Here is a 25501-nt window from a genome sequence, read left to right as displayed (position 1 = left end):
TCGCTGTCAGCGCGGTGTGCGCGGGGGATCCATCATGTTCGGAACGAAGATCGCGTGGGCTGTTTCGGCCTCGGTGCTGGCGCTGTCGGTGGCGACGGGCGCGGCGGCCCAGAGCTGGGGCTCGGCGGCCGCGGCCCGGGACGAGGCGACAGCCAACAGCGTGATCCTGTGGAACCCCGCGGTCGGCCAGGTCGAATGGACGCCCGCGGACGGCATCACCGGCATGCCCATCCTGTTGAAGGACAATATCGAGACGCGCGACATGCCCACGACCGCCGGGTCGCTGGCGCTGGCCAACAACGCGCCGGGTCGGGACGCGCCGCTGGTGGCGCGTCTGCGCGAGGCGGGCGCGGTGATCCTGGGCAAGACCAATCTGTCGGAATGGGCCAACATCCGCTCCAGCGCCTCGATCTCGGGCTGGAGCGCGGTGGGCGGGCAGACGCGCAATCCCTATGATTTCGAGCGGACGCCCTGCGGATCGTCGGCCGGATCGGCGGCGGCGGTGGCGATCGGCCTGGCCCCGGCCGCGATCGGTTCGGAGACGGATGGATCGATCACCTGCCCGGCCTCGGTCAACGGCGTGGTCGGCTTCAAGCCCACGGTCGGTCTGGTGTCGCGGACCCATATCGTGCCGATCAGCCATTCGCAGGACACGGCCGGCCCCATCGCCATGGACGTGGCCACGGCTGCTACGGTCCTCACCGCGATGGCGGGGTCCGATCCCGCCGATCCGGCGACCGCCGAGGCCGATGCGCATACGACCGATTTCCGCGCCGCCCTCGACGCCGGGTCCCTGAAGGGTGCACGGCTGGGGGTGCTGCGCTATCTGGTCGGCAACTATTCGGCCGAGGCGCAGGCGACCTTCGAGCAGGCGCTGGTGGCGCTGCGGGAGCAGGGGGCCGAACTGGTCGAGATCACGACCGCTCCGGACACCTCGGGCGTCGGCGCGGGGGAGCTGATGACCCTGATGACCGAGCTGAAGGCGGACCTGAACACCTATCTGGCCTCGACCGATCCCCAGCAGGTGCCGACCCGGACGCTGGCCGACGTGATCGCGTTCAACAACGCCGAGCCGCGCGAGACCGTGCTGTTCGGCCAGGAGCTGTTCATCACCGCCGAGGCGACCAAGGGGCTGGACGATCCGGCCTATCTGGAGGCGCGGGCCACGGCCCTGCGTCAGGCCGGGCCGGAAGGCATCGACCGGATGATGGCCGAGAACACGGTCGTGGCCCTGATCGCGCCCAGCACCTCGCGCGCCTGGACCAACGATCCCGACGACGACGACCGGGGGCAGGGGTCGGCCAGCCGGCTGCCAGCCGTGGCGGGCTATCCGCACCTGACCGTGCCCATGGGCCTGGACCGGGGCATGCCGGTCGGGCTGAGCTTCATCGGCGGCCAGTGGGACGACGCGAAGATCCTGTCGCTGGGTTATGCCTATGAGCAGCACACGCCCCGGCCGCCGCGGCCGCCGATGCCCTAGGCCTGACGGCCTGTGGGTCGCAGGCGTCGGACCCAGCCCGGCAGGGCGGTCGTGCGGTTGCGCTCCAGTCCCCACAGGCCGGTCAGGGTCGCCAGCAGGCCGATGAACCAGGGCCAGGGCGAGCCTTCGGCCTGGACGGACGCGGCCGACGCGGCCGTCCGCGCCGCGGCGTGGGTCAGGGCGAGCGTGGCGGATCGATGGGCGGCAGCGACCAGAGACGGGGTCGCGTCGGCGGGCTGGACGAAGACGTTCGTCTCGCGTCCCCGGCCATCGCGCACCAGATGCCAGCCGCTGCGCTCGGGCCAGACGCCCGCGCAGGCCTGATCGCCGGTCGCCGGGTCGATGCGGAGCGGCTGCCCGGTTCCGTCCGGCCCGATCACGCTGGCCTGCCCCGAGAGGCCGCAGACGGCGAAGCGCGTTCCGGCGCGCGGGATGTCCGGCACCGTGGCGCGGCTGGCGTCGCCGGCCCGGGCGAGGTCGGAGAACAGGGCGCTCCACAGCTCTCCGTAGCGATCCGGGCGGCCGGTCAGGACGAGGGCGTAGCTGTCGGTCACCGTCCACACGCCGACCCGGCCCCGGCCGCGCGCGCGCCAGCTGGCGAGCGGGGTGCCTTCGGGGTCACGAATGATGGAGACCGCATCGGTGCCGGTCGCCGTCGTGTCGAGGCGGCCGAGCTCCGGCAGGGCGTCCGGCTCCGGCTCGGGGGTCTCCGGGGTGGCCGGTCCGGCGGTCGGTGGGTCGAGCTGGAGCGGCAGGACCTCGCCGCTGCCGGTCAGTGTCAGGCCGAGGTTCGCCCAGTCTCGCCGGGTCGCGGGCGACAGCGCGCCCGTCGGACGCAGCAGAAGGCCCATGCCGCGATCAACGGCGCCGGCCAGGGCCGCGCGCCCGCCTGCGCCGAGGGCCTCCCAACGCCGGTCGTCGATGACCACCAGATCGATCGCGCCCAGCGCCGTCGCGTTCAGGGCCAGGGGCGCGTCCCCCAACTGGATGCCGGCTCCGAGGTCGATGTCGATGCCCAGATCGATGCCGGCATCCTGGGCCCAGCGCTGAAGGTATTTGGTTTCGGGGCCGGGCGCTCCGGCCAGGACGCGGATACGGGGCGGGGTCTGTGGGCGGGTTTCCACGGGAACGGCGATCCGCTCCACCAGCCGTCCGGCAGCGTCGCGCACACGCAGGTCGAACAGGGCGAGGCCGGGTGCGCGGGTGCTGGCGGAGAGGACGAACCGCTGGTTCGCGACCACGCGGACGCGATCGACGACGGTGTCGGCGGGATCGACCAGTTCGACCGTCCCGGCGGGCAGGGTCCCGACCTGTCCGCCCGCCTGGACAATGGCACCGGGGGCCGCCGGATCCGGCAGGGTGACGTCGATCAGGCCGCCGGGGAGGAGCGGCGGGTCGAAGTCGACCGGCAGGGGCAAAGGGGTCTGGTCGCGGGGGACGAGGCCCTGTCCCTCGATCCGGATCCGGCTGGCCGAGGCATGACGGCGCAGCGCGGTGGCGAGGTCCGGCATCCGCCCGGCCCCCGCGATCTCGCCCGCCTCGGGCAGGGCGACCAGGACGTCGCCGGGGGCCTGAGCGATCGTCGCGGGTGATCCCGCGGTCGCCACGATCAGGGTACCGGACCGCAGAACGGCCGCGGGCGGAAACAGGGTGAACCAGAGCAGGGCCGCGGCCATGACCTGGAGCCCGGCGAGCAACAGCAGTCGCCATGCCGGCGCGCGGTCCGCCACCGCCGCCGCGCGTTGCCACAGCCAGAGCCGGATCAGACCCGTCGCCACGGCGATGAGAAGGATCAGCGCGACCCACAGCCGGGCATCGAACGTTCCGGCCATCATCGCAGGGCATCCAGATAGCGCTGGCCGCGCGTGCCGGGGGCCTCGCGCCGGCGCACGACGACGGGCGGACGCTCGAGCGCACTCCACAGCAGGGCCCGCAGGCGACGGCGGCAGTCCAGACAGCCCGGCTCGTTCCGGACGGTGTCGATGGCGGCTCCGAGCGCGAGGGGATCGGACAGGCGGCCGCGGTTCTCGCGCACCCAGCGATCCAGCGCGCCGAGCGCCAGGGGCGGGGCGCGGCCGGGGCTCGGACGCTCATCCAGGGCGCGCCAGGCGTCAGCGACGACGGTGTCGGCTGGCGTCCGGACGGGCGGCGTTTCCTCCTCGGCGACGATGTCGTCACGGTCGCCGGTCAGGCGGCGCGACAGGTCGATAGGCGGCAGATCCGAGCCGGTGCGGCGCAGGAAGATGCGCGTCGCCTGCTGCGCCTGTTTCAGCAGTTCCAGAGCGATGTTGGCGAAAGGAAGCGCGTCTTCGGGCTTGCCCTGACGCAGGGCGCGTTCGGAGCTCCACATCGCATCCAGCGCCTGGCTGAGCGTCGAACGGGTGCCGGGGTCGAACAGGGTGGCGGCGTCGCCCTCGTCGTGGGCGTGGCCGAACTCGTGCAGGACATCTTCCGCCTCACCGAAAACGGCGGGGGCCGCGTCGCCCTCCTGATGGCCCTCGTGGTCGGGGTGGGCTTCCGGGCGTTCGAAGCGTGAGAGCGCGGGCGCGTCATTGGTCGGAAGCGCGGGCGTCGGCGGGGCGTCGTTGGTGGGCAGGGCGATGCCGCCCCCCGATCCACCGGCCTCGTTCTCGCCGCCCATGAACTGGCCATAGCGGTTGCGCAGCCGGGCCTGGTCGTTGCCGATCCCATCGGAGCGGCTGACGAACCGGGCCGGGTCCAGCCGGGGCCGTTCGGCGATCAGGGCCTCCGCGTCGATGATGATCTGGCGCTGGCTGGCGAAATAGACCGGCAGGACGGGGGCGGCCATGCCGTCCAGACCATCGGCCAGACCCAGATTCGTCGGCCAGCGCAGGATCACGCTGGGCCCCTCGACCACATGGCGTTCGGGGCTGCGGTTGTCGCTGACGATCAGCTGGACGATCAGGTCGCTGCCGGGAGCCATGCCTTCGCGGGCGAGGTCGAGCGTGGGGGAGAAGCGGCGCTGCCGGGCCTCGCCCGTGCCGCTCAGCGATGTCGATCGTTGCTCGAAGGTGATGTTCTCGCCGTCGCCCTTGGTCACGGTGATCTTCAGGGTGGCGCTTTCGAGCACGCCGTAATCGTCGCTGACCTCGAAGACGGGGCTCCAGCGCGCCTGTCCGGGGGTCACGAGCAACAGCTGGCGATCCGGCTCGATCAGCTGGACCACGGGGACGGCGTCGGCGACGGCGTCGAGCCGGTGAAGCCGCTGGCGCGGCAGCGCCTCGGCCGCGAGACGGTACAGGGTGGGCCGATCGATCAGCCGCGCGCCGGTCCATCGGGTACCGTCGCGCACCAGCGGCGTGGCACGGCTGTCCGGGACATCGACGCTGGCCGTGGTCGGTTGCGGCGCGAAGTCGACGAGCCACTCGACACGGGAGCCTTCGGGCACGCTGGCGTCCAGCGCCGTCTGCTCGCGGACGGGCAGGCCGGTGTAGGCGGGGGGCGTGATCCGGAGGCGCACGCCGGTGATCGCGGGCGGGCCGGCGGTGCCGGGCGCGGCCGGATCCCCGGTCGTCGGACGGGCGGTCGTGCCGGGGGCGGGCCACAGCAGGATGATCGCGGTCAGGACGACGCTGGCGGCCCAGCTCACCGCGATCGGGCGGCGGGACCAGGCGGGGCGGAGATCGACCGCGCGGGCCTCGTCGACGCGGCTCTCGAGGCGGGCGCGTTGCAGGCCGACGAGGCCCGACAGGCCGGAGCGATCGCGAAACAGGAGGGCCGAACTGTCCTCGAACCGGGGCAGGCGCGCGTCCAGAGCGCCGATCAGCCAGTCACGGTCCAGCCGCCGCGCGCGCCTGACGGAGACGATCGCAAGGACGCACAGGCCGGCCAGCGCGAGCGCCAGAAGCCCCGCGAGGCCGAACAGCCGCCAGCCCAGCGCGGACGCCACGAGGATGGCGGGCAGGCCGATGGCCACGGTGTCGGCCACCATCCGCCACTGGGCGTCGCGCTGCCGGTCGAGAAGGACGGGCACGGCGGTCATGGCGCGACCGCTCTCTGCCGACGGGTCGCCATCCATCGCTCGGCGGCGAAGGCTGCGGCGATCAGCAGCGCCAGCCAGGGCCGGAGGTCAAGGGGCGGCTGTGTGTAGGGGGCCGCGCCGATCAGGGGCGCTAAGGCCGATGCCGCCACACGGGCCGGGGCCGGCGCGGGCCGCAGCATGGTCATCAGGGCATCGGGGAAGGAGGCCTCGACGAGGGCCGGAATGGCGGCCGGTTCGAGCGCGCGGGTCAACCGGATGACGCGCCCCCGGCCCAAGGCCCCGGCCAGGGCGAGCGGGGCTCCGGTGGCGTCTCGCCAGACCGGTGTGGTCTCGCCCTCGACGGGGATCACGGCGTCCAGCGCGGTCAGGATCGTGCCTCCGTCGCGGACCCAGGCCACGACGCCAGCAGGTACGGAGCCCGCGGCCAGCCAGACCAGGGCGCGCGTATCTCGCGCCACGGGACGATCGGTCGTGGCGGCGTCGAACGCCGGGTCGGCACCGGCCATGGTCCAGGCCGTGGCGGCGGCGCGGAAATAGCGGACGGTCCCTTCGGCTTCGGGTGCGTAGCGGACCGAAAGGGCCAGCGGCCGGGTCTGTGCGGGCGATGCGGCGCGTGTCGCTACCGGTCCGACCCGCCAATCGACGCGACGCGACAGTCGGGGCCGTTCGGCATCCACGCCGGTCAGGGTGCCGGGCACGACGAGGGCGAGGGGCGTTCCGGGCGACAGCTCCGTGTCGAGCTGGCGGATCAGGCTGGCGAGGTTTGGACCAGGGCCAGGCGCGGGACCGCCGACGGCCGGGAACCCGGGGGCCAGCCAGACGCGGCGATCTCCGCCGTCCGTCAGGGCGGCGAGGGTCGCCGCATCGACGCCGGGCGCGACCGCGACGACCGGGCGTTCATCGGTGGCGTTCCAGAGCACGGGCCGCGCCAGCCAGAGCGCCAGCAGGGCCAGCAGGGCGAGGCGGAGGACCAGAAGCCAGCGCTCGTCGACGGTCACGCTGCGCCGGGGGTTCGGGCGGGCCTCCAGCCAGCGCAGGGCGGCGAAGGCGATGGTCCGGTTCTCGGTCCGGCGAGCGATGTGGAGGATGACCGGGATCGCCAGCGCCAGCAGGGCGAACAGGCCGAGCGGGGCCAGCAGGGACGGGCTCATGCGCGGCCCGCCGCTCGAAACAGGGTGCGGATCGGCAGGTCGGCGCTCTCGTCAGCGAAATGCGCGACGTGGCGGATGCCGCGGGCCTCGAGGCGGGCCGACAGGGCGGCGCGGGCGGCGGCGAACCGGGTGAGGTAGTCCTGACGCAGGGCGCGGCCGTCTCCGACGATCTCCTGCCCGGTTTCGGGATCGTGGAAGCGGTACGCCTGGGCGAACGGGAAGTCTCGCTCGTCCGCGGTCAGGACCTGGAACAGGGCGACGTCCCGGCCGGACGCGGCCAGGCGTTCGGCGGTGGCGACACAGGTTTCGTCGAATCCGTCGCTGACGATCAGGATCAGGTCGTTGCGCCCCATCTGTTCGCCGAAGACCGGGACGTCACGCTCCCACCGCGCGACGCCGCCCGGCTGGAGGGGGGCCAGAGACAGCAGCAGCCGGTCGCGGTGACGCCCGCCGCCGCCCGGCGCGATAACGATGGGGCCCTCGGCCGCCTCGACGATCAGGCCGAACCGGTCGCCCTGGTACAGGGCGATCTCGATCAGGCTGGCGACCAGCCGCCGGGCCGCGTCGAAGCGGGACCAGCCGGGTCGGGCCAGATCGGCCTGGCCCATCGAGGCGCTGGCGTCGAGGACGAACCAGACGGCGATGGGGCTCTCGCGTTCGGCGTCGCGGACGAAGAATTTGTCGGACCGGGCGTACAGCTTCCAGTCGATGGCGCGCAGGTCGTCGCCACGCTCGTAGGCGCGGTACTGGGCGAACTCCAGGCCGCCGCCACGGTTGCGGCTGTCGTGCATGCCCGCGCTGGCCAGCGCCGCCGCGCGACGCGGGACGATGGACAGGGCACGAAGACGCGTGCGCAGTTCGGGTGGCAGGTCCAGGGGCGACAAGGCCGGGGTCGACATGGCCGGCGTCAGTCCGGCCGCGGCGGGGGCAGGGCGGCCAGCAGGGCGGCGACGACGTCGTCGGCGGTCTTGCGCTCCGCCTCGGCGGCGAAGGACAGCAGGATGCGGTGGCGCAGCACCGGCGCGGCCAAGGCGACCACATCCTCGCGCGTCGCCGCCAGACGCCCGTTCAGCAGGGCCCGCGCCTTGGCGGCCAATACGAGGGCCTGACCGGCGCGCGGACCGGCTCCCCAGCGGACGTAGTCCTGGATGGCCTTTGGCGCGTCGGGAGAGGGGCGGGTGGCGCGCACCAGCGACGTGATCCAGGTCAGCAGGGCGTCGCCCACATAGACCTGCCGCACCCAGCCCTGCAGGGCGACGACGTCGGCCCCGGTCATGACCTGGGGCACCGCGCCGCCGGCGCCGCCGGTCGTCTGGACAAGGATGGCGCGCTCCTCGTCGGCGGTCGGATAGCCGACCCGGATGTTCAGCAGGAAGCGGTCAAGCTGCGCCTCGGGCAGGGGATAGGTCCCGGCCTGTTCCAGCGGGTTCTGGGTCGCCAGGACGAAGAACGGTTCGTTCAGTCTGTGGGTGACGCCGGCATAGCTGACCGTGTGTTCCTGCATGGCTTCCAGCAGGGCGGCCTGGGTCTTGGGCGGCGTGCGGTTCAGTTCGTCGGCGAGGAACAGGTTGGTGAAGACCGGGCCCGGCTGGAACCGGAACGACCGGTGGCCGGTGCCGTGATCCTCTTCCAGAACCTCGGTGCCGAGGATGTCGGACGGCATCAGGTCGGGGGTGAACTGGACCCGGCGAAACTCGAGCGCGAGCGCCTGGCCCAGGGTGCGGACCAGCAGGGTCTTGCCCAGTCCCGGCACGCCCTCGATCAGGCAATGCCCCCCGGCGAGAAGGCCGATCAGCAGCTGCTCGACGACCTCGGTCTGGCCCACGATGGCCTGGCCGATGGCGGCTTTCAGCTTGCTGAGCTCGCCCAGACGGGCGTCGATCTCGGATTGGGTCGGGGTGGTCATGAAGGCTCCGGGGAGGAGGAGAGGCGGATCAGGCCGTCAGCGCGTAGATGACGATGTTGACGGCGAATTTCGTATTGTCTTCAGCGAGGAAGCGCTTGTTGCGCCAGTCGTAATCCCACTCGCAGCCGTAGTCCTTGTTGGAGTAGAGCAGACCCAGGCGGCCGCCGATCTCGATGCCCTTCAGATAGTCGTGCACCAGGTCGTCGCCCCAGCCGTTCAGCTCGAAACTGGTGGCGGGCGGGCCGTCCTCGAACCGGAAGAAGCTGCGATAGATGCCGTGGTCGTTCGGCAGCTTCTTCAGGGCGTCGCCGCCGAAGATCGATCGCATCTGGCGCTCGAACGAGGTGGCGAACAGGCCGTCGATGTCGTGGTTGCAGTCGTCGACGAAGACGAAGCCGCCGTTGCGGACATAGCGCTCGAAGTTCCGGGCCTCGGCGGCGTTGAACTCCACCAGCTTGTGCCCCGCCAGGTAGCAGAAGGGGGCGGTCAGCATGGCCGGGTCGGCCAGATCGACGACCCGCTCCTCCGGATCGACCCGCAGGTTGGTGTAGTCGACCAGCGAGGTCAGCAGATTGGCGGGCATCCGCTGATCCACGTCCCAGTCGCCGGAATCATAGCGCAGGCGGGTGAACCAGAAATCGTAGGTCGCCTGGGCCCGGGCTGACCCCGGCGATGCCGCGAACAGGCCGCCGAGGGCGCCTCCGGCCAGCAGTCTCAGGCAGTCGGCGCGTGTCATACTCGAACCCGACACGCGCCTTATCCGAAATCAGACGGCGTCGGAGAGTGAGGTGAAGGTGAAGTCGCGCAGACGCATCGGCGGGATCATCATCGTCGGGCCGTCATCGCCGACCCGAACCGGGCGGCCCAGCTCGTCGATGTTGTTCAGCATGATCACGGGCGACTCGTTGAAGCGGAAGTTCTTCAGCGGATACTTCAGCTCCCCGTTCTCGATGTAGAAGGTGCCGTCGCGGGTCAGGCCGGTCAGCAGGACGGTCTGCGGGTCCACCATGCGGATGTACCAGGTGCGAGTCACCAGGATGCCGCGTTCGGTCTCGCGCACCAGGTCGGACGTCGACTTGGTGCCGCCCTCCATGATGATGTTGCCGGGCTGGGCCATCTGCGGCTTGCCCTGCTTGTCCGCCCAGAAGCGCGAATAGCGCAGGTTCCGGACGACGCCGTTCTCGACGATGTTGACGCGCTGGCGGGGCAGGCCATCGCCATCCCAGGGCAGGGACGGGATTTCGGGATGGTTGGGGTCCGAATAGACGTTGACCCGCGGATCGAAGACCTGCTCGCCGATCTTGTTGCCACCCCCGGCCTTGGACAGGAAGCTGCGGCCCTCGTCCGCCGAGCGGGCGTCGAAGAAGTTGAACATGAAGGAGATCAGGCCGGCCGCCGCCGCCGGTTCCAGGATGACCGTGTACTTGCCGGGTTCCAGCGCCTGGGCGTCGGCCGAGGCGCTGGCCTTGCGCATGGCGATCTGGATGTCGGCGTCGACGTTGAACCGGCTGGCGTCCTGCAGGTTGCGCGCGACCCATCCGGACCCGCGCCCGTCCTCGGTTCGCACCGTGCAGGTGTAGTCCATGCCGGTGGAGCGCTGGTAGCCGAAAGCCCCCTTGGAGTTGGCCCAGGCGGTGAAGCTCTGGTTGTCGTTCAGGAAGCCGGCCGCGATCAGGTTCTCGCCCTTGCAGGGTTCGATCGACGCGCGCGCGATCTCGGCCCGGTTCTCGGGGGTGATGGCCGCCGTCGCGGCGCTGAAGGTGTTGGTGGCGCGATAGGTCTGGGGCCCGACGGCCGGCATGAACTCGGGGTTTTCGGGGGCCAGCTTGGCCAAGTCCTCGGCGCGTTTCACGACGCGCGCCAGGGCGGCGTCGGAGAACTCGTTGATCGAGGCGCTGCCGACGCGCTTGCCGAACGCGACCTGGACCGAGAGGTCAGTGTTGGTGATCACCCCGCTGGTCGACACGTTGTTCAGGGCGAAGCGGATGTTGCCGTCGATCGTCCCGTCGATCTGGGCGGTGCATTCGTCGGCGGTGGACAGCGCGATCACCTTGTCGAGGATCGTCTTGGCCTCGGCTTCCGTCATGATGCTCATGTGATTTTCCCCTGGAACCGATCAGCCGAGCGAACGGGCGGTGTTGATGACGTTGATCTTGTCGAAGCGGGTGGTCGACGAGCCGTGGCTGACGGCCGAGACCTGGCTGGGCTGGCCCTTGCCGTCGAAGAACGACCCGAACATGCGATAGTCGCTCTCGTCGCAGATCGCCGTGCAGGCGTTCCAGAACTCGGGCGTGCGCATCTGGTAGGCGACGTCTTCCAGCGGCTGGGTGATCTCGCCGTTCTTGATCTCGTAGAAGAGCGTGCCGCCGAACTGGGCATTGTAGCGCTGCTGGTCGATCGAGAAGGAGCCGCGGCCCAGGATGTAGATGCCGTTCTCGACGTTGGCGAACATGTCCTTGCGGGTCATGGGCTGGGTGCCGGGCTTCAGCGAGATGTTGGCCATCCGCTGGAACTGCACGGTCGACCAGCTGTCGGCATAGGAGCAGCCGTCCGAGGCGGTCTTGCCCAGGATATGGGCCTGATCGCGCGTCGCCTGGTAGTCGACCAGCTTGCCGTCCTTGACCAGATCCCACTGCTTGGTCTTCACGCCCTCGTCGTCGTACTCGACCGCGCCCAGGCTGCCGGGCTGGGTCTTGTCGGCGAACAGGTTGACGATCTCGGAGCCGTACTGGAAACGCGCCTCGCGCTTGTCCAGGGTCGCGAAGCTGGTGCCGGCGTAGTTGGCCTCGTAGCCCAGCACACGGTCGAGCTCGAGCGGGTGGCCGACCGATTCGTGGATGGTCAGGCCCAGGTGGTCGGGGTCCAGCACCAGATCGTACTGGCCTGGCTCGACCGACTTGGCGGTCAGCTTTTCCTTCGCCTGACGGGCGGCGGCGACGGCGTCCTCGCGCATGTCGTAGGACATGCCGTAGCTGATGACGCCCGGCGCGGACTCCAGCTTGTCCTCGGCGCGGCCGTCCAGATATTCGTAGCCCAGGCCCATCGGGGCCGACAGACCCTGGCGGGAGCGGAACTTGCCGGTCGTCTGGTCGATCACCGTCACGCCCAGGGGGGCCCAGATGCGGTGCACGTCCTGATCGATGTACGACCCGTCCGAGCTGGCGAAGTACTTCTGCTCGTTGACCAGGAACAGCTGCGAGTTGACGAAGTTGGCACCGGCCGCCATCGCCGCGGCGTTCACGCCCAGCAGCAGTTCGACCTTCTCCTCGATCGGCACTTCCATGGCGTTGCGGCGGATCGGGGTCTTCCAGCTGACCTCGCCGACGCCCGGCGTGGGAGCCAGCTGGACCGGCTGGGTCTGGTTCCTGGCATTGGCCTTGGCGATGGCGGTCGCCAGACGCGCGGCGTCCGCGACGGCCTCGGGCGTCATGTCGTTGGTGGCGGCGAAGCCCCAGGCTCCATCGGCGATGACCCGTACGCCCGTGCCGGTCGATTCCGTGTTGACGATGTTCTGGACGTTGGCTTCGCGCGTGATCACGAACTGGCGCAGGTACCGGCCGACGCGCACGTCGCAGTAGCTGGCCCCGGCGGCGGAGGCGGCGCTGAGGCCCGCATCGGCCAGGCGCTTCTTGACCGCGACGTCGATCGTCTCGACCAACTGGGACTCGGCGATGGCCCGGCCCGCGAACCCGGGGAGCAACAGCCCTCCCGCACCGATGCCGCACGCGGCCAGGAACGAACGTCTATCCAAGGCTTCTCTCCACCGACAATTCGCCCCCGCGGACGACGACCAAGGCAGGTGACCAGAGGCGGACGAAGGTCCACGCAGCGGTCACGGAAGCATCATCTTCGACGCGGGATCACGGCGCGTCAAACCGCTGAATCATTAAACTCAGGACAGGTTCAGGTCGCGGTCGCGCCGCCGGGCAGGTCTCAGGGCCGTCGCATCCGGCGTCGGCCCGTCACCCGTAGATCCGCGCCAGAAGGGTGATCAGCGTGTCCAGTTCGTCGGGCGTGAAGCGTTCCGAGAACCGGGTCTCGTGGGCCGTCACGAGCTTCTTCACCTGCACCAGCAGCTTCTGGCCCTCGGGCGTCAGATACAGCTCGTGGCGACGACGATCGACCATGGAGCGTTTCCGGACCACCAGGTCGCGGCCTTCGAGCCGGTCGATGATCGCCATGGTCGTGGCCCGGTCCATGCGCAGGGCCCCGCCGATGCCGATCTGCGACGCCCCGGGATTGGCACCCACCAGCCAGAGGGAGGCGGCCTGTTTCTGGGTCAGATCGACGGCGGCGAGGGTATCGATGATGCGCCGATGCATGGTCCCCTGGGCCTGGCGGATGTGAAACCCGAGGAACTGGTCCAGGTGGTCGAAGTCCAGGATGGCACCGGCCGCCCCGATGTCTTCCGGCAGCGTGATCAGGGTTTCGCTTTTCATCTCTGGGCAGATCCGACTTCAGTAACCGACAAAACAGGCGCGCAGCCCCAGACTCCGGGGCGCTGGCGACTGTGTTAACCGCATACTATCGCAGAGGCGAGGTTTCGAGGGCGGCGTGCGGTTCATCGCGCATCGACGTCCGCAGCGACACCAGCAGCGCGGCCAGGGCCTCGGGCTCGCCGGCCGCCATGCGGTTCGACAGCAGGGCCTCGGTTTCGCGCACGCGCCGCCGCGCCAGATCGGCCAGTCGAAGCCCGGTGTCGGTCAGACGCAGCCCGTGCGAGCGGCCGTCCGTCGGGTCCCGCTGGATGAGGTCGCGCGCGGCGAGGGTGGCGGTCAGGGGCGCGAGGTTGGCGCGCTTGATCCCGAGCGCCCGACCCAGTTCGGTCTGGGTGACGCCGGCGTTCGCCTCGACCATCAGAAGGACGGACAGGCTGGTGACCGTAAGCGACAGGTCGACAAGCCGCTCTCCCAGATCAGCCGCGACGATCAGCGAGGCGCGTCGCAGGTGAAAGGTCAGCAGATCCGAAAACGGATCGTTGAGCGCACTGGCAGGGGCGGGCACACTTTTCACGTCGGCATCATGAACAGACCGCTTGAGCCGCACAATCGATATTGCTATGAATCATAACTATAAGAACACAAACCATTAGGGTGGCCCCATGTCTCTGTCCGATCAGACCCTTGCGTCGCCGTCCGGCGCGACCTTCCAGCGACTGAACCCGATGACCGGCGCGGTCGCCAGCGAAGCCCCCGCGGTCTCCGTCGCGGACGCGCGCACCGCCGTCGATTCCGCACAGGCCGCCCTGGCGGGATGGAGCAACCTCGGTCCCAACGCGCGGCGCGCGATGTTGAACAAGGCGGCGGTCGCGCTGGAATCCAAGGCCGATGCCTTCGTCGCGGCGATGCAGAACGAGATCGGTGCCACGGAAGGCTGGGCCCGGTTCAACCTGATGCTGGCCGCCGGGATGGTCCGCGAGGCGGCCGCCCTGACCACCCAGATCGGCGGCGAGGTCATCCCGTCCGACAAGCCCGGCTGTATCGCCATGGCGCTGCGTGAACCCGCCGGTGTCGTCCTGGGCATCGCGCCCTGGAATGCGCCGATCATCCTGGGCGTGCGGGCGATCGCCGTGCCGCTGGCGTGCGGGAACACCGTGGTCCTGAAGGCCTCGGAGACCTGCCCGCGCACCCATTCCCTGATCGTCGAAGCCTTCGCCGATGCGGGTTTCCCCGACGGCGTCGTCAATGTGGTCACGAATGCCCCGGCCGACGCCGGCGAGGTGGTCGGCGCGCTGATCGATCATCCGGCCGTGCGCCGCATCAACTTCACGGGCTCGACTGCCGTGGGCCGGATCGTAGCGAAGCGGGCCGCCGAGCATCTGAAGCCTGTCCTGCTGGAACTGGGCGGCAAGGCGCCGTTCGTGATCCTGGACGACGCGGACCTCGAAGAGGCGGTCAAGGCGGCCGCCTTCGGGGCCTTCATGAACCAGGGCCAGATCTGCATGTCGACCGAGCGGATCATCGTCGTCGATGCCGTGGCCGATGCCTTCATCGAGAAGTTCGGGGCCAAGGTCGCGACCATGGCGGTGGGCGACCCCCGCGAGGGCAAGACGCCCCTCGGGGCCGTCGTCGATCTGAAGACCGTCCAGCATGTCGAGGGCCTGGTGGCCGACGCCCTGGCCGCCGGCGCGGTCAGCGTGACCGGGGGTCCCTCGACCGGGGTCCTGATGCCGGCGACGGTCGTCGACCGGGTGACGCCGTCGATGCGGCTGTTCAGCGAAGAAAGCTTCGGTCCCGTGGTTGCCGTAACCCGCGCCCGCGACGAGGCCCACGCCGTCGAACTGGCCAATGATACGGAATACGGCCTGTCGGCTTCGGTCTTCACCCGCGACATCGCGCGGGGGCTGAAGGTCGCCAAACAGATCAAGTCCGGCATCTGTCACGTCAACGGCCCGACCGTGCACGACGAGGCCCAGATGCCCTTCGGCGGGGTCAAGGGTTCGGGCTACGGGCGGTTCGGCGGCAAGGCCGGCATCGACGCTTTCACCGAACTGCGCTGGATCACGATCGAGACCCAGCCGGGCCACTACCCGATCTGATCGACCGCTCACTCTCGCCGACTTCACAATCACGACACGCGCGTCGCCAGGACGCCACGGGGACAAGACCATGACCGACGATCCGAACGTTGCCACCTACAAGATCGAAGACGGGATCGCCTGGGTCAGCTTCAACCGGCCTGACAAGCGCAACTGCATGTCGCCCAACCTGAACCGCCGCATGGGCGAGATCCTGGACGAGCTGGAGTACCGCACCGACTTCGGCGTGCTGGTGCTGAAGGGCGAGGGCACGGCCTGGTCGGCGGGCATGGATCTGAAGGAGTATTTCCGCGAGACCGAGGCCAAGGGCATCGGCGCGACCCGTCAGGCCCAGCGCGAGGCCTATGGCTGGTGGCGGCGCCTGCGCTGGTACAACAAGCCGACGATCGCCATGGTCAACGGCTGGTGCTTCGGCGGCGGATACGGACCCCTGTATTCCTGCGATCTGGCCATCGCCGCGGACGAGGCCCAGTTCGCCCTGTCCGAGATCAACTGGGGCATCCTGCCGGGGGGAGGGGCCACCAAGGTCGTCGTCGACCTGATGCCGCTGCGTGACGCCATGTACCATGCGATGACGGGTGAGCTGATCGACGGCAAGAAGGCCTCGGAATGGCGTCTGGTCAACGAAAGCGTGCCCCTGGCCGGGCTGGAGGCCCGCGTGCGTGAGCTCGCCGAAGTCCTGCTGAAGAAGAACCCGGTGGCCCTGAAGGCCACCAAGGACGCCGTGCGTCGGGTCAAGGAGATGACCTACGACAACGCCGAGGACTATCTGATCCGCGCGCAGGAAGCGTCGAACTCCTTCGACAACGAGGGTCGCAAGGAAGGCATCAAGCAGTTCATCGACGACAAGAGCTACAAGCCCGGTCTCGGGGCCTATGAGCTGAAGAAGCAATCGGCCTGATCGGGCCATGGGGCCGATCGACGACACGGCCTTTCAGGCCCGCCGCCAGCCGGACGCGCTGGCGGCGGTCGACCTGGCCTCGGGCCGACGCTGGACCTATGCCGAGCTGGACCGCGCGGTCGGGCGCTGCGCCGACCTGCTGAGGCATCGCCATGGCTGCGCTCCTGGAGATCGCGTCGCCTCGCTGGCGAAGAACCGGGTCGAGCTGATCGTCCTGCATCTGGCCTGCGCCCGGGCGGGTCTCATCTATGTGCCGCTGAACTGGCGGCTCAGCGGGCCGGAGATCGCGGCGCTGATCGCGGATGCGGAGCCGCGGCTGATCGTCGGCGACGCGGGGATGGCGGACCTCACGCCGATCGACCTGTCGCTCGACGACCTGGCGCAGCAGATCGACGGGCATGGCGCGATGTTCGCCGAGGCTGCCGATCCGGAGCGGGTGTCTCTGATCCTGTTCACCTCGGGCACGTCCGGCACCCCCAAGGGCGTGATGCTGAGCGAACGGGCGCAGCGCCAGACCGCGATCAACTTCAGCCTGCTGGGCCATGTCGATGCCCATAGCCGCATCCTGATCGACACCCCGATGTTCCACATCATCGGCCTGATCACCAGCGTGCGGCCGATCGTGATGCAGGGCGGGGCGATGCTGGTCTCGGACGGGTTCGAGCCCGCCCGGACGCTCGCTCGCCTGTCCGATCTGGACCTGGCGGTGACCCACTATTTCTGCGTGCCGCAGATGGCAGACCGGATCCGCGCCCAGCCCGGGTTCGACGGAGCGAGTCTGGGTCATCTGACCGCGCTGTTCACGGGTGGCGCGCCGCATCCGGCGGCGTCGATCATGGCCTGGCTGGACGCGGGCGTGCCCGTCGTCGACGGGTTCGGCATGAGCGAGGCCGGCACGGTCCTGGGCATGGCGCTCGATCCGGCGATCATCGCGGCCAAGGCCGGGGCCGCGGGCATCCCGGCGCCGGGGATCGAGCTGCGTCTGGTGGATGCGAGCGAAAACGATGTGCGGCCCGGTGAGCCGGGCGAGTTGCTGCTGCGCGGGCCCAATCTGTTCAGCGGCTACTGGCGGCGGCCCGACGAGATGGCCAGGGCTTTCACGGCCGAGGGCTGGTTCCGGACGGGCGACGTCGCGGTCTGCGATGCAGACGGCTATCTGACCATCGTCGATCGCCGCAAGGACATGTACATTTCCGGCGGCGAGAACGTCTATCCGGCCGAGATCGAGGCGGCGCTGGCCGACTTTCCCGGCCTGATCGAGACCGCCATCGTCGGCGTGCCCGACGCGCGGTGGGGCGAGGTCGGCGTGTGCGCCATGTCTCATGCAGACGCCGACGACACCCTGGCCGAGCGCGTGCGGACGCATCTGTCGGGGCGGCTGGCCGGCTACAAGCTGCCCCGCCATGTCGTGGTGGTGGAGGCCCTGCCGCGTACCGGATCGGGCAAGGTCAGGAAGGGCGACCTGCGCATCCTGTGTCTGGCGATGCTGGAGGCCAGGGACGACGCGGCGTCTTCGGTTGGCTGAACCCGGGACGGCGTTCCGCCCTGAAACCGGCCGTCTGGAGCTGCTGCTGACCCTGGGCGCGCTGGCGGCGTTCGGATCCCTGTCCATCGCCATGTACCTGCCGGGCCTGCCGGCGATGGCGCAGGAGTTTCACGGCTCGACCACGGGCGTCCAGGACACGGTCGCAGCCTTCTCGCTGGGTCTTTGCGCCGGTCAGTTGATCTACGGCCCGGTGTCCGACCGCTGGGGGCGCCGCGCGCCGCTGCTGTTCGGCATCGCCCTGTATCTGGTCGCAACGCTCGCCTGCATCGTCGCGTCGAACCTGTCGACCCTGGTCGCCTTCCGGTTCGTGCAGGGACTGGGCGGCTGCGCGGGCGTGGTGATCTCGCGCGCCATCGTCCGCGACCGGTTCACGCCGCAGGAGTCGGCCGGCGTCTATTCCACCCTGATGCTGATCCTGGGCGTGGCCCCGATCCTGTCGCCGCTGGCGGGAGGCTGGATCATCGCCGGATTCGGCTGGCGCGCGGTCTTCTGGGTCCTGCTGGCCTTCGGCGTCGTGCTGGGGGTCGTGGTGTGGCTTCGGCTGCGCGAAAGCAGCTCGGCCGAGTCGCGACGTCGCGCGCGCTCGGAGCATCCGTTTCGCAGCTATCTGGCCATCCTCGGCGATCGCCAGGTCGCGGCCTTCGTGGCGTGCGGAGGCTTCGGCGCGGCCGGCACCTTCATCTACATGACCATGTCGGCCCATCTGCTGATCGACGGATACGGCGTGCCGACGACCGCCTTCGGCTGGCTGTACGGGGCCGGGTCCCTGGCCGTCCTGATCGGGTCGCAGGTCAACCGCGTCCTGCTGAACCGGTTCAGCAGCCACCGGCTTCTGGTCTGGTCGACCCGGCTGAATCTGGCGGCCTGTCTGCTGATGCTGGCCACTGTGTCGCGATGGCCCGCCCTGATCCCGGCCTTCCTGATCCCTCTGTGCCTCGCCTTCTCGATGAACGGCCTGTCCAGTCCCAACGCCGCGGCCGAGGCGATGGGGGCGGCGGGCTGGCGTGCGGGGGCTGTCGCGGCGGTCATGGGGTTCGCCCAGTTCGGCATGGGCGCGCTGCTGGCCACCATCGCGGTCAGGGTGCTGGACGGCACCGCCTTCGAGATCGCCGCCATGCTGTGCGTCACCAGCGCCTGCGCTGTGGGCTGCCTGCTGTTCGCCGGGAAGTCGCGCGCCTTGGCCTGATCGGACGCTTGCCGATCATCAGCAATGCATACAGTATAAAGTCGAACGCTCGCCGCCATCGAAGCAGGACGGGCGACTTCCGGAGGATGTCCCATGAAGGCCGAACTGCTGTTGACCGTCGCCCTGCTCAGCCTGTCGGGCATGGGGGCCGCGCAGGCCCAGATCGCCAATCCGCCGCTGAGCGCGCCCCCGGTCGCCGTCGAGGGTCTGGGCGGGCCGTATCCCGTCGTCATGGAGATGGATCCTTCGCTGGCGGATCACACCATTTATCGCCCTGCGGACATGGCGGCCGTCGGCCATCCGCTGCCCCTGGTGGCCCATGGGGCCGGGGCCTGTCTGAACGTCGGCAACATGACACCGCAGTTTCTGGGGGAGCTGGCGTCCTACGGCTATCTGGTCGTGACCGGCGGTCCGATCATCGAAGGCGCGGACGCGCCGATGACGCCGGGCACACCGGGTGGCCTCGACCGGTTCGCGCAGAACCGGACCGCCCAGCTGCTGGAGACCATCGATTGGGCCGTCGCCCAGAACGACGTCACCGGGGGTCGGTTCGAGGGCCGGATCGCGGCCGACAAGATCGCCGTCATCGGTCATTCCTGCGGCGGGCTTCAGGCCATCGCCGCGGCGGACGATCCCCGTGTGACGACGGCCATCATCGGCAACAGCGGCATCATCCGCACCCCGCCCGCCGACGACACCCGCACCGGCCGCAGCTATCGCCCGGCTGGTGTCGACGATCTGAAGCGGATCCACACGCCGATCCTCTATGTCTCCGGTGGCCCGACGGATCAGGCCCAGCCCAACGCGATCCTCGATTTCCAGGCCATCGAAGGCGTGCCGGTCTTCCATGCCGACATCGGCACGGGTCATGGCGGCACTTATCGGGAGCCGCGCGGCGGCGACTATGCCGGGGTCATGAAGGACTGGCTGAACTGGCAGCTGCTGGGCGGCACGGCAGCGAGCCGAACCTTCGTCGGCGCGGACTGCCGGCTGTGCACCGACGACCGGTGGACGGTCGAGCGCAAGAACATCGACTGACCTCGGATAGGGTCAGGCCGCGTCGAAGACGACGCGGTTGCCGTCCCAGGCGAACCCGGTCTTGAAGCCGGCTTTCCGGGTGATGCCGATGATGTAGTCGGCGACCTCGCGACCCTTGTCATCGTGACCCAGGGGCTGGGGCTGGCCGCCGGGCAGCATCCATAACGGCCGGAAGCCTGCGCTGATCGTGCCGTCGGCCGCGATGTGGCACGCCGCGACCATGCCGTTCCGCGACTCCGGATGGAACGGATAGAGGGGATAGTCGGGCAGGGGCTCGAACCCGAACAGGACCTTGCGCCGCTCGGCCCAGGCCCGGCGTTCGGGGCTGGCATTGCCCTCGACCGACAGGGCGCGCGTGACGGTGATGAAGTTTCCCAGACCGTGGAAGATCGGCTTGCCGCGCCAGATCTCGACGCCGCGGGTGATGTGGGCGTGATGGCCGATGACGATGTCGGCCCCCGCGTCGATCGCGGCGCGCGACACGGCGGTCTCGTACATGGCGATGTGGGCCGGCGTGTGGACGACGCCCTTGTGCAGGGCGACGACCAGGACATCGACCTGATCGCGCAGGGCGGCGATGTCGCGCTGCATCGCCTCGACCGTGTCCGGGTCGGCGAAGGTGTAGACCTTGGGCGGGCCGCCGGGATTGGCCCCCTCAGGTTCGTAGTGGCTGATGATCTTCAGATAGGCGCAGCCGGCGTTCTTCGGGCCCGCCCAGCCTTCGCGCGGCCCGACGCAGTTGTAGCTCAGCAGACCGACGCGCTTGCCCGCGCGCGATGCCAGGGCCGGACGGCGCGCATCGGCCAGGGTCAGGCCGGCTCCGGCCGAGACGATGCCCTGTCCGGTCAGGTTGGCGATCGTGTCGGTGATGCCCTCGGCGCCCCGGTCGTGGATGTGGTTTCCGGCCAGGCTGGCCATGTGGAAACCGGCCCGGCCCATGGCCCGCAGGTTCTCGGGGTCGCTGGCCGGGGCCGGGATGTCGCCGATCGATTCCACACCGCGTGTCGTGTGCGGCACCTCGACGTGCCCGATCAGCAGGTCGGCCTCGGCCAGCATCGCGCGCGCCGGATCGAAGAAGGTATCGGCCTGCGGCTCGTCCAGAACGAGGTCGCCGGTCATGTACAGCTTGAAGACGTCGGCCATGATCCGGACTAGCCCGCCGCGGGGCGGAACGGAATGACGACGCTGGAGGGCGTGTCGCCGCCGAAGTGGACGCTCAGGGTCGGGGCGGGCGCGACCTCGACGCGGGCCCGCTCGCGCGCGTCTGATCCGGTGATGCTGACCCGCAGGGTGTGGCCCGCCTTGAAGACGTAGGACACGGCCAGAAGATCGAACGAGACCTTGACCGGCGTGCCCGCCACCAGCGGCTGGTGATCCTCGGCCCACGACCGGCGCCAAGGCGTGCCCATGGTGTTCCAGGGGGCCTCCACGACGCGGCGCAGCGAGGCGCGCTGGCGACCTTCGCTGATGACGGTGACGGTCCCGTCCGGCGCGACGTCCTCCAGATAGGCGAAGACCGGCTGTTCGGGCGCGGTGGACGAGATCCACAGGTCGGCGATCGGATTGCCGGTCACCTCGGTGTCGATGGCGAAGGTGCGGGCGGCGACGGTCACGCTGGCCGCCGATGAACGACACGGCTGGGCGAAGGGGCCGAAATTCGGCTCGACCGGATCGGGCGGGCAGACCGGAGCGTAGTCGACGGTGACCGCACGGGCCCCGGCGGCGCGGGGCTGTTCGCTGCCCAGTGCATCCCCCGCGAGGAACAGGCGCCGGTTGTCGGCGTCGGCGAGGGGCCAGACGCTCGCGCTGCGCCATTCCTGGCCCTCGGGCGCGTTGATCGTGAAGTAGTGGATCGGGTCGTCGCTCTGGATGCCCGTGTCCACACCCTTCAGATAGTGGTCGAAGAACCGGACCTGTTCGGCCTGCAGGTCGAAACCCGGATTCAGGCAGTGCCGCCACGGCCCGATGATCATCCGCGCCTGACCGGGCAGATTGGCGAGGGCGATCAGCCCCTCGGTGCGGAAATCGTCGTACCAGCCGCCCTGGATGTAGATGGGCACGCCGCCGTCGCGGACCTGGCTCAGATAGGCCCCGATGCTGACCTCGCCCCAGAAGCGAGCCATCACCAGCGGCGACCAGCTGTCGCGGTAGGGCATGGACTGCATCAGGGCCAGAAGGTTGGTGGACGCGACGTGTTCCTCGGCCGCCTGACGCAGCAGGGTCCGGTCCTCGTCGCCCTGCACGGGCATGGCGCGCAGGTCGTCCTCGACCGTGCGGGTCGGGCCCGTGCCGTACTGCGAGATGATGCCGCCGCGCGTGTGACCGTCGTAGCGGTCCCAGGCGAAGCAGCCGGCGAAGACCGCCTTCAGGTGCGGGGGGCGGGCGACGACCGCGTGCATCGCCGCCTCGCCGGTGTTCGAACAGCCGTACATGCCGACGTTGCCGGTCGACCAGGGCTGGGCCGCCAGCCATTCGGTGATCTCATAGGCGTCGAAGCCCTCGGTGAAGTCCTCATAGCCGCGGCGGGTGCCGAAGGACGCACCGTTGCCCCGGCGCGCGACGACGGCCACCACATAGCCGTAGCGGGTCAGGTCCGAGAGGGGGCGTCGGGCGTCGGTGCCCGTGCCGGTCGCGCGGGTTCCGGCCGCCTCGATGTCGAGGGCGTGGTGCCAGATGACGGGGAGGGGACCCTCGACCGGGACGCCGTTCACGGAGGGGCGATGCAGGGACACCGCGATCCTGAGCCCATCGCGCATGGGCAGGTGAAAGGAAGTCGCGACCTGTTCCGAATACTCCGGCGTCGCAGGTCCCGCGTTGAACCCGGACTGGGCCTGCGCGGACATCGGCGAGACGATCAGGGCGAAGAGGACGAACAGGGCAGCGATGACGCGGGTCATGAACAGGCTCTCAAAGAAAGCGGCGAGCCAGGACACGCCCGGCTCGCCGTCAAGTTACTCCAGGAAGGATCGGTGTGAGCTCACCAGCTCTTTGAGATTTCGAAGGAGATGAACCGCCCGATGGCCGAGGCCGCCTGGCTGTCCCAGGAGACCGTGCCGTTCAGGGCGACGGGCGGATCCTCGTCGAACACGTTCAGGGCATTGACCGAGATGCGGACGCCGTTGGCCAGGCCTTCGCCCTCGAACCGGTAGGACGCGGTCAGGTCATAGGTGGTCAGGCTGTCGACCATGACGTTGGGCGTGATGGCGGTGTTCAGATAGCTGTCGGTGTAGTTGGCGAAGGCGTTCGCCGACCAGCCGCCCATGTTCCAGCTCAGCGAGCCGCGCACGCGCAGATCGACCGGATTGCCGATGGTGTCCAGCACGTCCACGACCGGCAGGCCGGCTGCGCCCTGACGCTCGACCGTCAGGATCTTGGCGACGTCGACGCCGACCCGCCAGTCGCCGAAATCGGTGTCGAACGCATAGCCGGCCGAGATGTCATAGCCGTCCTGGTTCAGCGTGCCGAGGTTCTGGCGACGGCCGTCGAGGACGACGTTGATGTTGGCGACCGGCTCGACCGGGTTCTGCAGGTCGGGACTGGCGAAATAGGACGCGACGAGGGCGTCGAAGGCGGCGTTGCCGGCAACGTCCGTGGGGGCGGGGCGGCGGCGGATCAGGGCCGAATAGACCGTACCCTGGGCCAAGGCATTGCCCGGTGCCACGTCGATGCGGTTCTCGTACTCGATCTTGTAGTAGTTGATCGACAGGTTGAAGCCGTCGAGGAACTCGGGCGTCCAGTCGAAGCCGCCGGAGAAGGTCTTGGCCGTTTCCGGGCCCAGGTTGTTGTTGCCGCCGTTGAAGAAGATCCCGCGCGTTGTGCCCGTCCCGGACGTCGGATCGGTGATGTTCTGGACGAAGATGTTCAGGATCTGCGCCGCGCTGTCGACCAGCGACGGGGCCCGGAACGAGGTGCCGTAGGTGGCGCGGAAGTTCAGGTCATAGCCCGGCGAATAGATGATGCCGTATTTGGGGTTGGTGGTCGTGCCGAAGTCCGAATAGTCCTCGAACCGGCCGGCGACCGACAGCTCCAGGCGCTGCAACAGCGGCATGGCGTTGGCTTCGCTGACGATCGGCACGAAGATTTCGCCGAACACCGAGCCGATCGTGCGCTGGTTGAAGACGCTCTTGGTCGTCGTCGCGCCCGTGGCCAGCACGTTGGTGGCCAGCAACGTCTGGCGGAAGGCGTTGTCGTGGAACTCGGCGCCCAGGGCCATGCGGACGGTGCCGCCCGGCAGGTCGAACAGCGGGCCGTCGACCTTGGCCGACAGATCCTGGGTGATGTTGGTGCCGAACGTGGCCCGGTTGGCGTCGATGATGTCCAGCAGGGCCGCGTTGTTGGTGCGGTTGAAGGTGCCGTTGCCGAACGGGTTGAACGCCGTGGCCGGGTTGGTCGAGGCCAGCGCCGCCGTCAGGGCCGCGTTGTTGATGACGTTCTTCCGGTCCTGGAAGCCGCGGCTCATGCTGTGGGCGGCATAGGCGGCCAGGCGCCAGTCATGACCCAGATCGACGTTCAGGCCGATCGCGTTCTGCTGCGCGTTTTCGAACCCGGTCGAGTTGGGATCGTTGTCGTCCAGCAGGCGGTATTCGACGGTCTCCGAGGTCGCGCCGACCGGTCCGACGAAATAGGGGTTGGTGTTGCGAACCGTCAGGCTGAACAGGGCCGGCGGGGCTGCCAAGTCGTAGTCGCGCTTGGTGTAGAAGCCCTCGTACCAAAGCTCGAGCCGATCGGTGACCTGCTGGTTGATGTTGAACAGGACCGTATCGCGGTTCTGTTCGGGCAGAAGGTCGGCAGCGGCCGCCTCGTCGTACCTGTTGGGTGTCGTCGACAGCTGGGCCGACGTGACACCGACGCCGTTCGTGTTCGGCAGGCCGTAGCGAACGCCGCCGAAGACGATGTTGCCCGGTGCGGCGGTGAAGGGGCGGGCGTCGGAGCCGCCCCGCGCGGTGCGGTTCTGGCTGGCGAAGTCGCGATCGGCACCCGACAGGTTGCTGCGTTCGTTGTGCTCATAGGCGAGGAACAGGCCGCCGCCATCCCAGGTGCGGCCATAGGTCTGGCTGAACTGGAACTGCGACAGGGCATCGGCGAAGCCGTAGCGCGCGGTGGTCTCTGCTCCGTCCCAATTGCGGCGGGTGATCAGGTTGACCACCCCGGCCACGGCGTCCGAGCCGTAGATAGCCGAGGCGCCGTCGGTGACGACCTCGATGCGCTGCAGGGCGGCCGAAGGGATCTGGTCCAGATCGCCCAGCGCCTTGATCACGCCGTTGGGCGCGAGGCGGCGACCGTTCAGCAGCAGCAGGGTGGCTTCCGGCCCGATGCCGCGCAGATTGGCGCTGCGCACGGCGGTGGAGTTGGCGGCGGCGTCCTGCGCCCCGCCGCTGAAGCTGTTGCGGCTTTCGTCGGCACCCAGGTTCAGGACCTGGGGCAGGAGGCGCGTGGCGTCGCTGACGTTGCTGGAGCCGCTGGCGACGATGTCGTCGCGGTCGACGCCGATCGTCGGCGATCCGGCCGCCGCGACCCCGCGGATGCTGGTGCCGGTGACGACGATGTCGTCGACGGCGGAGCCTTCGTCTTCCTGCGCCGCGGCGGGCGCGGGGGTCGGAGTGCTCTGGGCGGCGGCCATCGACGGCACCGCGAGCGCAGCAAACAAGGCCAGCGCTGACGCGCCGGCATAGACGGACCTGTGACGTGACACGAACATGGCATCCTCCCCTTGATGATCCGGACTTGATGCCCGTGACCCATTGACGCCGAC

At 69.5% G+C, this 25501-nt stretch carries 19 protein-coding genes; 6 read left to right on the top strand and 13 right to left on the bottom strand.

Annotated elements, in window-relative coordinates:
* Positions 1-34: 34 nt before the first annotated feature.
* Positions 35-1480, top strand: a complete 1446-nt coding sequence (locus BRESU_RS12115; RefSeq protein WP_013269847.1) for an amidase — start codon at positions 35-37, stop codon at positions 1478-1480.
* Here the strand turns inward: BRESU_RS12115 and BRESU_RS12110 are convergent.
* From BRESU_RS12110 to BRESU_RS12065, 10 genes are all read right to left on the bottom strand, one after another.
* Positions 1477-3315, bottom strand: coding sequence for a hypothetical protein (locus BRESU_RS12110; protein ID WP_013269846.1), 1839 nt, complete (start codon positions 3313-3315; stop codon positions 1477-1479). The genes BRESU_RS12115 and BRESU_RS12110 overlap by 4 nt on opposite strands.
* The gene (locus BRESU_RS12105) at positions 3312-5483 is read right to left on the bottom strand and encodes a DUF4175 family protein (protein WP_013269845.1); all 2172 of its coding nucleotides are present in this window, start codon (positions 5481-5483) and stop codon (positions 3312-3314) included. Before BRESU_RS12105 ends, BRESU_RS12110 begins: the two co-directional genes overlap by 4 nt.
* Positions 5480-6634 carry a BatA domain-containing protein gene (locus tag BRESU_RS12100; RefSeq protein WP_013269844.1) on the bottom strand — a complete coding sequence of 385 codons (1155 nt, stop codon included), beginning with the start codon at positions 6632-6634 and terminating at the stop codon, positions 5480-5482. The genes BRESU_RS12105 and BRESU_RS12100 overlap by 4 nt, the downstream gene beginning before the upstream one ends.
* A complete protein-coding gene (locus BRESU_RS12095; RefSeq protein WP_013269843.1) occupies positions 6631-7533 on the bottom strand; it encodes a DUF58 domain-containing protein in 903 nt (300 codons plus the stop codon). The genes BRESU_RS12100 and BRESU_RS12095 overlap by 4 nt, the downstream gene beginning before the upstream one ends.
* Before the next feature lie 8 nt (positions 7534-7541).
* Positions 7542-8540 carry an AAA family ATPase gene (locus tag BRESU_RS12090; RefSeq protein ID WP_013269842.1) on the bottom strand — a complete coding sequence of 333 codons (999 nt, stop codon included), beginning with the start codon at positions 8538-8540 and terminating at the stop codon, positions 7542-7544.
* Positions 8541-8568: 28 nt separating this feature from the next.
* Positions 8569-9276 carry a DUF4159 domain-containing protein gene (locus BRESU_RS12085; RefSeq protein WP_013269841.1) on the bottom strand — a complete coding sequence of 236 codons (708 nt, stop codon included), beginning with the start codon at positions 9274-9276 and terminating at the stop codon, positions 8569-8571.
* A gap of 30 nt (positions 9277-9306) precedes the next feature.
* Positions 9307-10635 (bottom strand): TldD/PmbA family protein, encoded by a 1329-nt coding sequence (locus tag BRESU_RS12080; protein ID WP_013269840.1) that lies wholly within the window; start codon positions 10633-10635, stop codon positions 9307-9309.
* A 21-nt stretch (positions 10636-10656) separates the two neighbouring features.
* Positions 10657-12291 (bottom strand): TldD/PmbA family protein, encoded by a 1635-nt coding sequence (locus tag BRESU_RS12075; RefSeq protein ID WP_013269839.1) that lies wholly within the window; start codon positions 12289-12291, stop codon positions 10657-10659.
* Between the two features lie 211 nt (positions 12292-12502).
* Entirely contained in the window at positions 12503-12979 is a 477-nt protein-coding gene (locus tag BRESU_RS12070) for a MarR family winged helix-turn-helix transcriptional regulator (RefSeq protein WP_013269838.1), read from the bottom strand.
* 85 nt (positions 12980-13064) lie between these two features.
* The gene (locus BRESU_RS12065; RefSeq protein WP_013269837.1) at positions 13065-13553 is read right to left on the bottom strand and encodes a MarR family winged helix-turn-helix transcriptional regulator; all 489 of its coding nucleotides are present in this window, start codon (positions 13551-13553) and stop codon (positions 13065-13067) included.
* 88 nt (positions 13554-13641) lie between these two features.
* Here BRESU_RS12065 and BRESU_RS12060 point away from each other — a divergent pair, with 88 nt between their 5' ends.
* From BRESU_RS12060 to BRESU_RS12040, 5 genes are all read left to right on the top strand, one after another.
* Positions 13642-15078: an aldehyde dehydrogenase gene (locus tag BRESU_RS12060; RefSeq protein WP_013269836.1), complete on the top strand. Its 1437-nt coding sequence runs from the start codon at positions 13642-13644 to the stop codon at positions 15076-15078.
* A 70-nt stretch (positions 15079-15148) separates the two neighbouring features.
* Positions 15149-15979: a p-hydroxycinnamoyl CoA hydratase/lyase gene (locus BRESU_RS12055; protein WP_013269835.1), complete on the top strand. Its 831-nt coding sequence runs from the start codon at positions 15149-15151 to the stop codon at positions 15977-15979.
* A gap of 7 nt (positions 15980-15986) precedes the next feature.
* Positions 15987-17504 carry an AMP-binding protein gene (locus tag BRESU_RS12050; protein ID WP_013269834.1) on the top strand — a complete coding sequence of 506 codons (1518 nt, stop codon included), beginning with the start codon at positions 15987-15989 and terminating at the stop codon, positions 17502-17504.
* Positions 17497-18711, top strand: a complete 1215-nt coding sequence (locus tag BRESU_RS12045; RefSeq protein WP_013269833.1) for a multidrug effflux MFS transporter — start codon at positions 17497-17499, stop codon at positions 18709-18711. The genes BRESU_RS12050 and BRESU_RS12045 overlap by 8 nt, the downstream gene beginning before the upstream one ends.
* A gap of 93 nt (positions 18712-18804) precedes the next feature.
* Positions 18805-19749 carry an alpha/beta hydrolase gene (locus BRESU_RS12040; protein ID WP_013269832.1) on the top strand — a complete coding sequence of 315 codons (945 nt, stop codon included), beginning with the start codon at positions 18805-18807 and terminating at the stop codon, positions 19747-19749.
* A 12-nt stretch (positions 19750-19761) separates the two neighbouring features.
* Here the strand turns inward: BRESU_RS12040 and BRESU_RS12035 are convergent, their stop codons facing one another.
* The 3 genes from BRESU_RS12035 to BRESU_RS12025 all read right to left on the bottom strand — a co-directional run bounded on the left by BRESU_RS12035 (position 19762) and on the right by BRESU_RS12025 (position 25447).
* On the bottom strand, positions 19762-20892 hold the full coding sequence (locus BRESU_RS12035) for a CapA family protein (RefSeq protein ID WP_013269831.1): 1131 nt from the start codon (positions 20890-20892) through the stop codon (positions 19762-19764).
* 8 nt (positions 20893-20900) lie between these two features.
* On the bottom strand, positions 20901-22646 hold the full coding sequence (locus BRESU_RS12030) for a CocE/NonD family hydrolase (RefSeq protein ID WP_156796161.1): 1746 nt from the start codon (positions 22644-22646) through the stop codon (positions 20901-20903).
* 80 nt (positions 22647-22726) lie between these two features.
* Positions 22727-25447, bottom strand: a complete 2721-nt coding sequence (locus BRESU_RS12025; RefSeq protein WP_013269829.1) for a TonB-dependent receptor plug domain-containing protein — start codon at positions 25445-25447, stop codon at positions 22727-22729.
* Positions 25448-25501 lie beyond the last annotated feature (54 nt).

It is taken from the genome of Brevundimonas subvibrioides ATCC 15264, assembly GCF_000144605.1.
GTDB classification, from domain to species: Bacteria; Pseudomonadota; Alphaproteobacteria; order Caulobacterales; family Caulobacteraceae; genus Brevundimonas; species Brevundimonas subvibrioides.
Note: the sequence above shows the minus strand (reverse complement) of the source record. Positions and strands in the feature narration are given on the sequence as shown.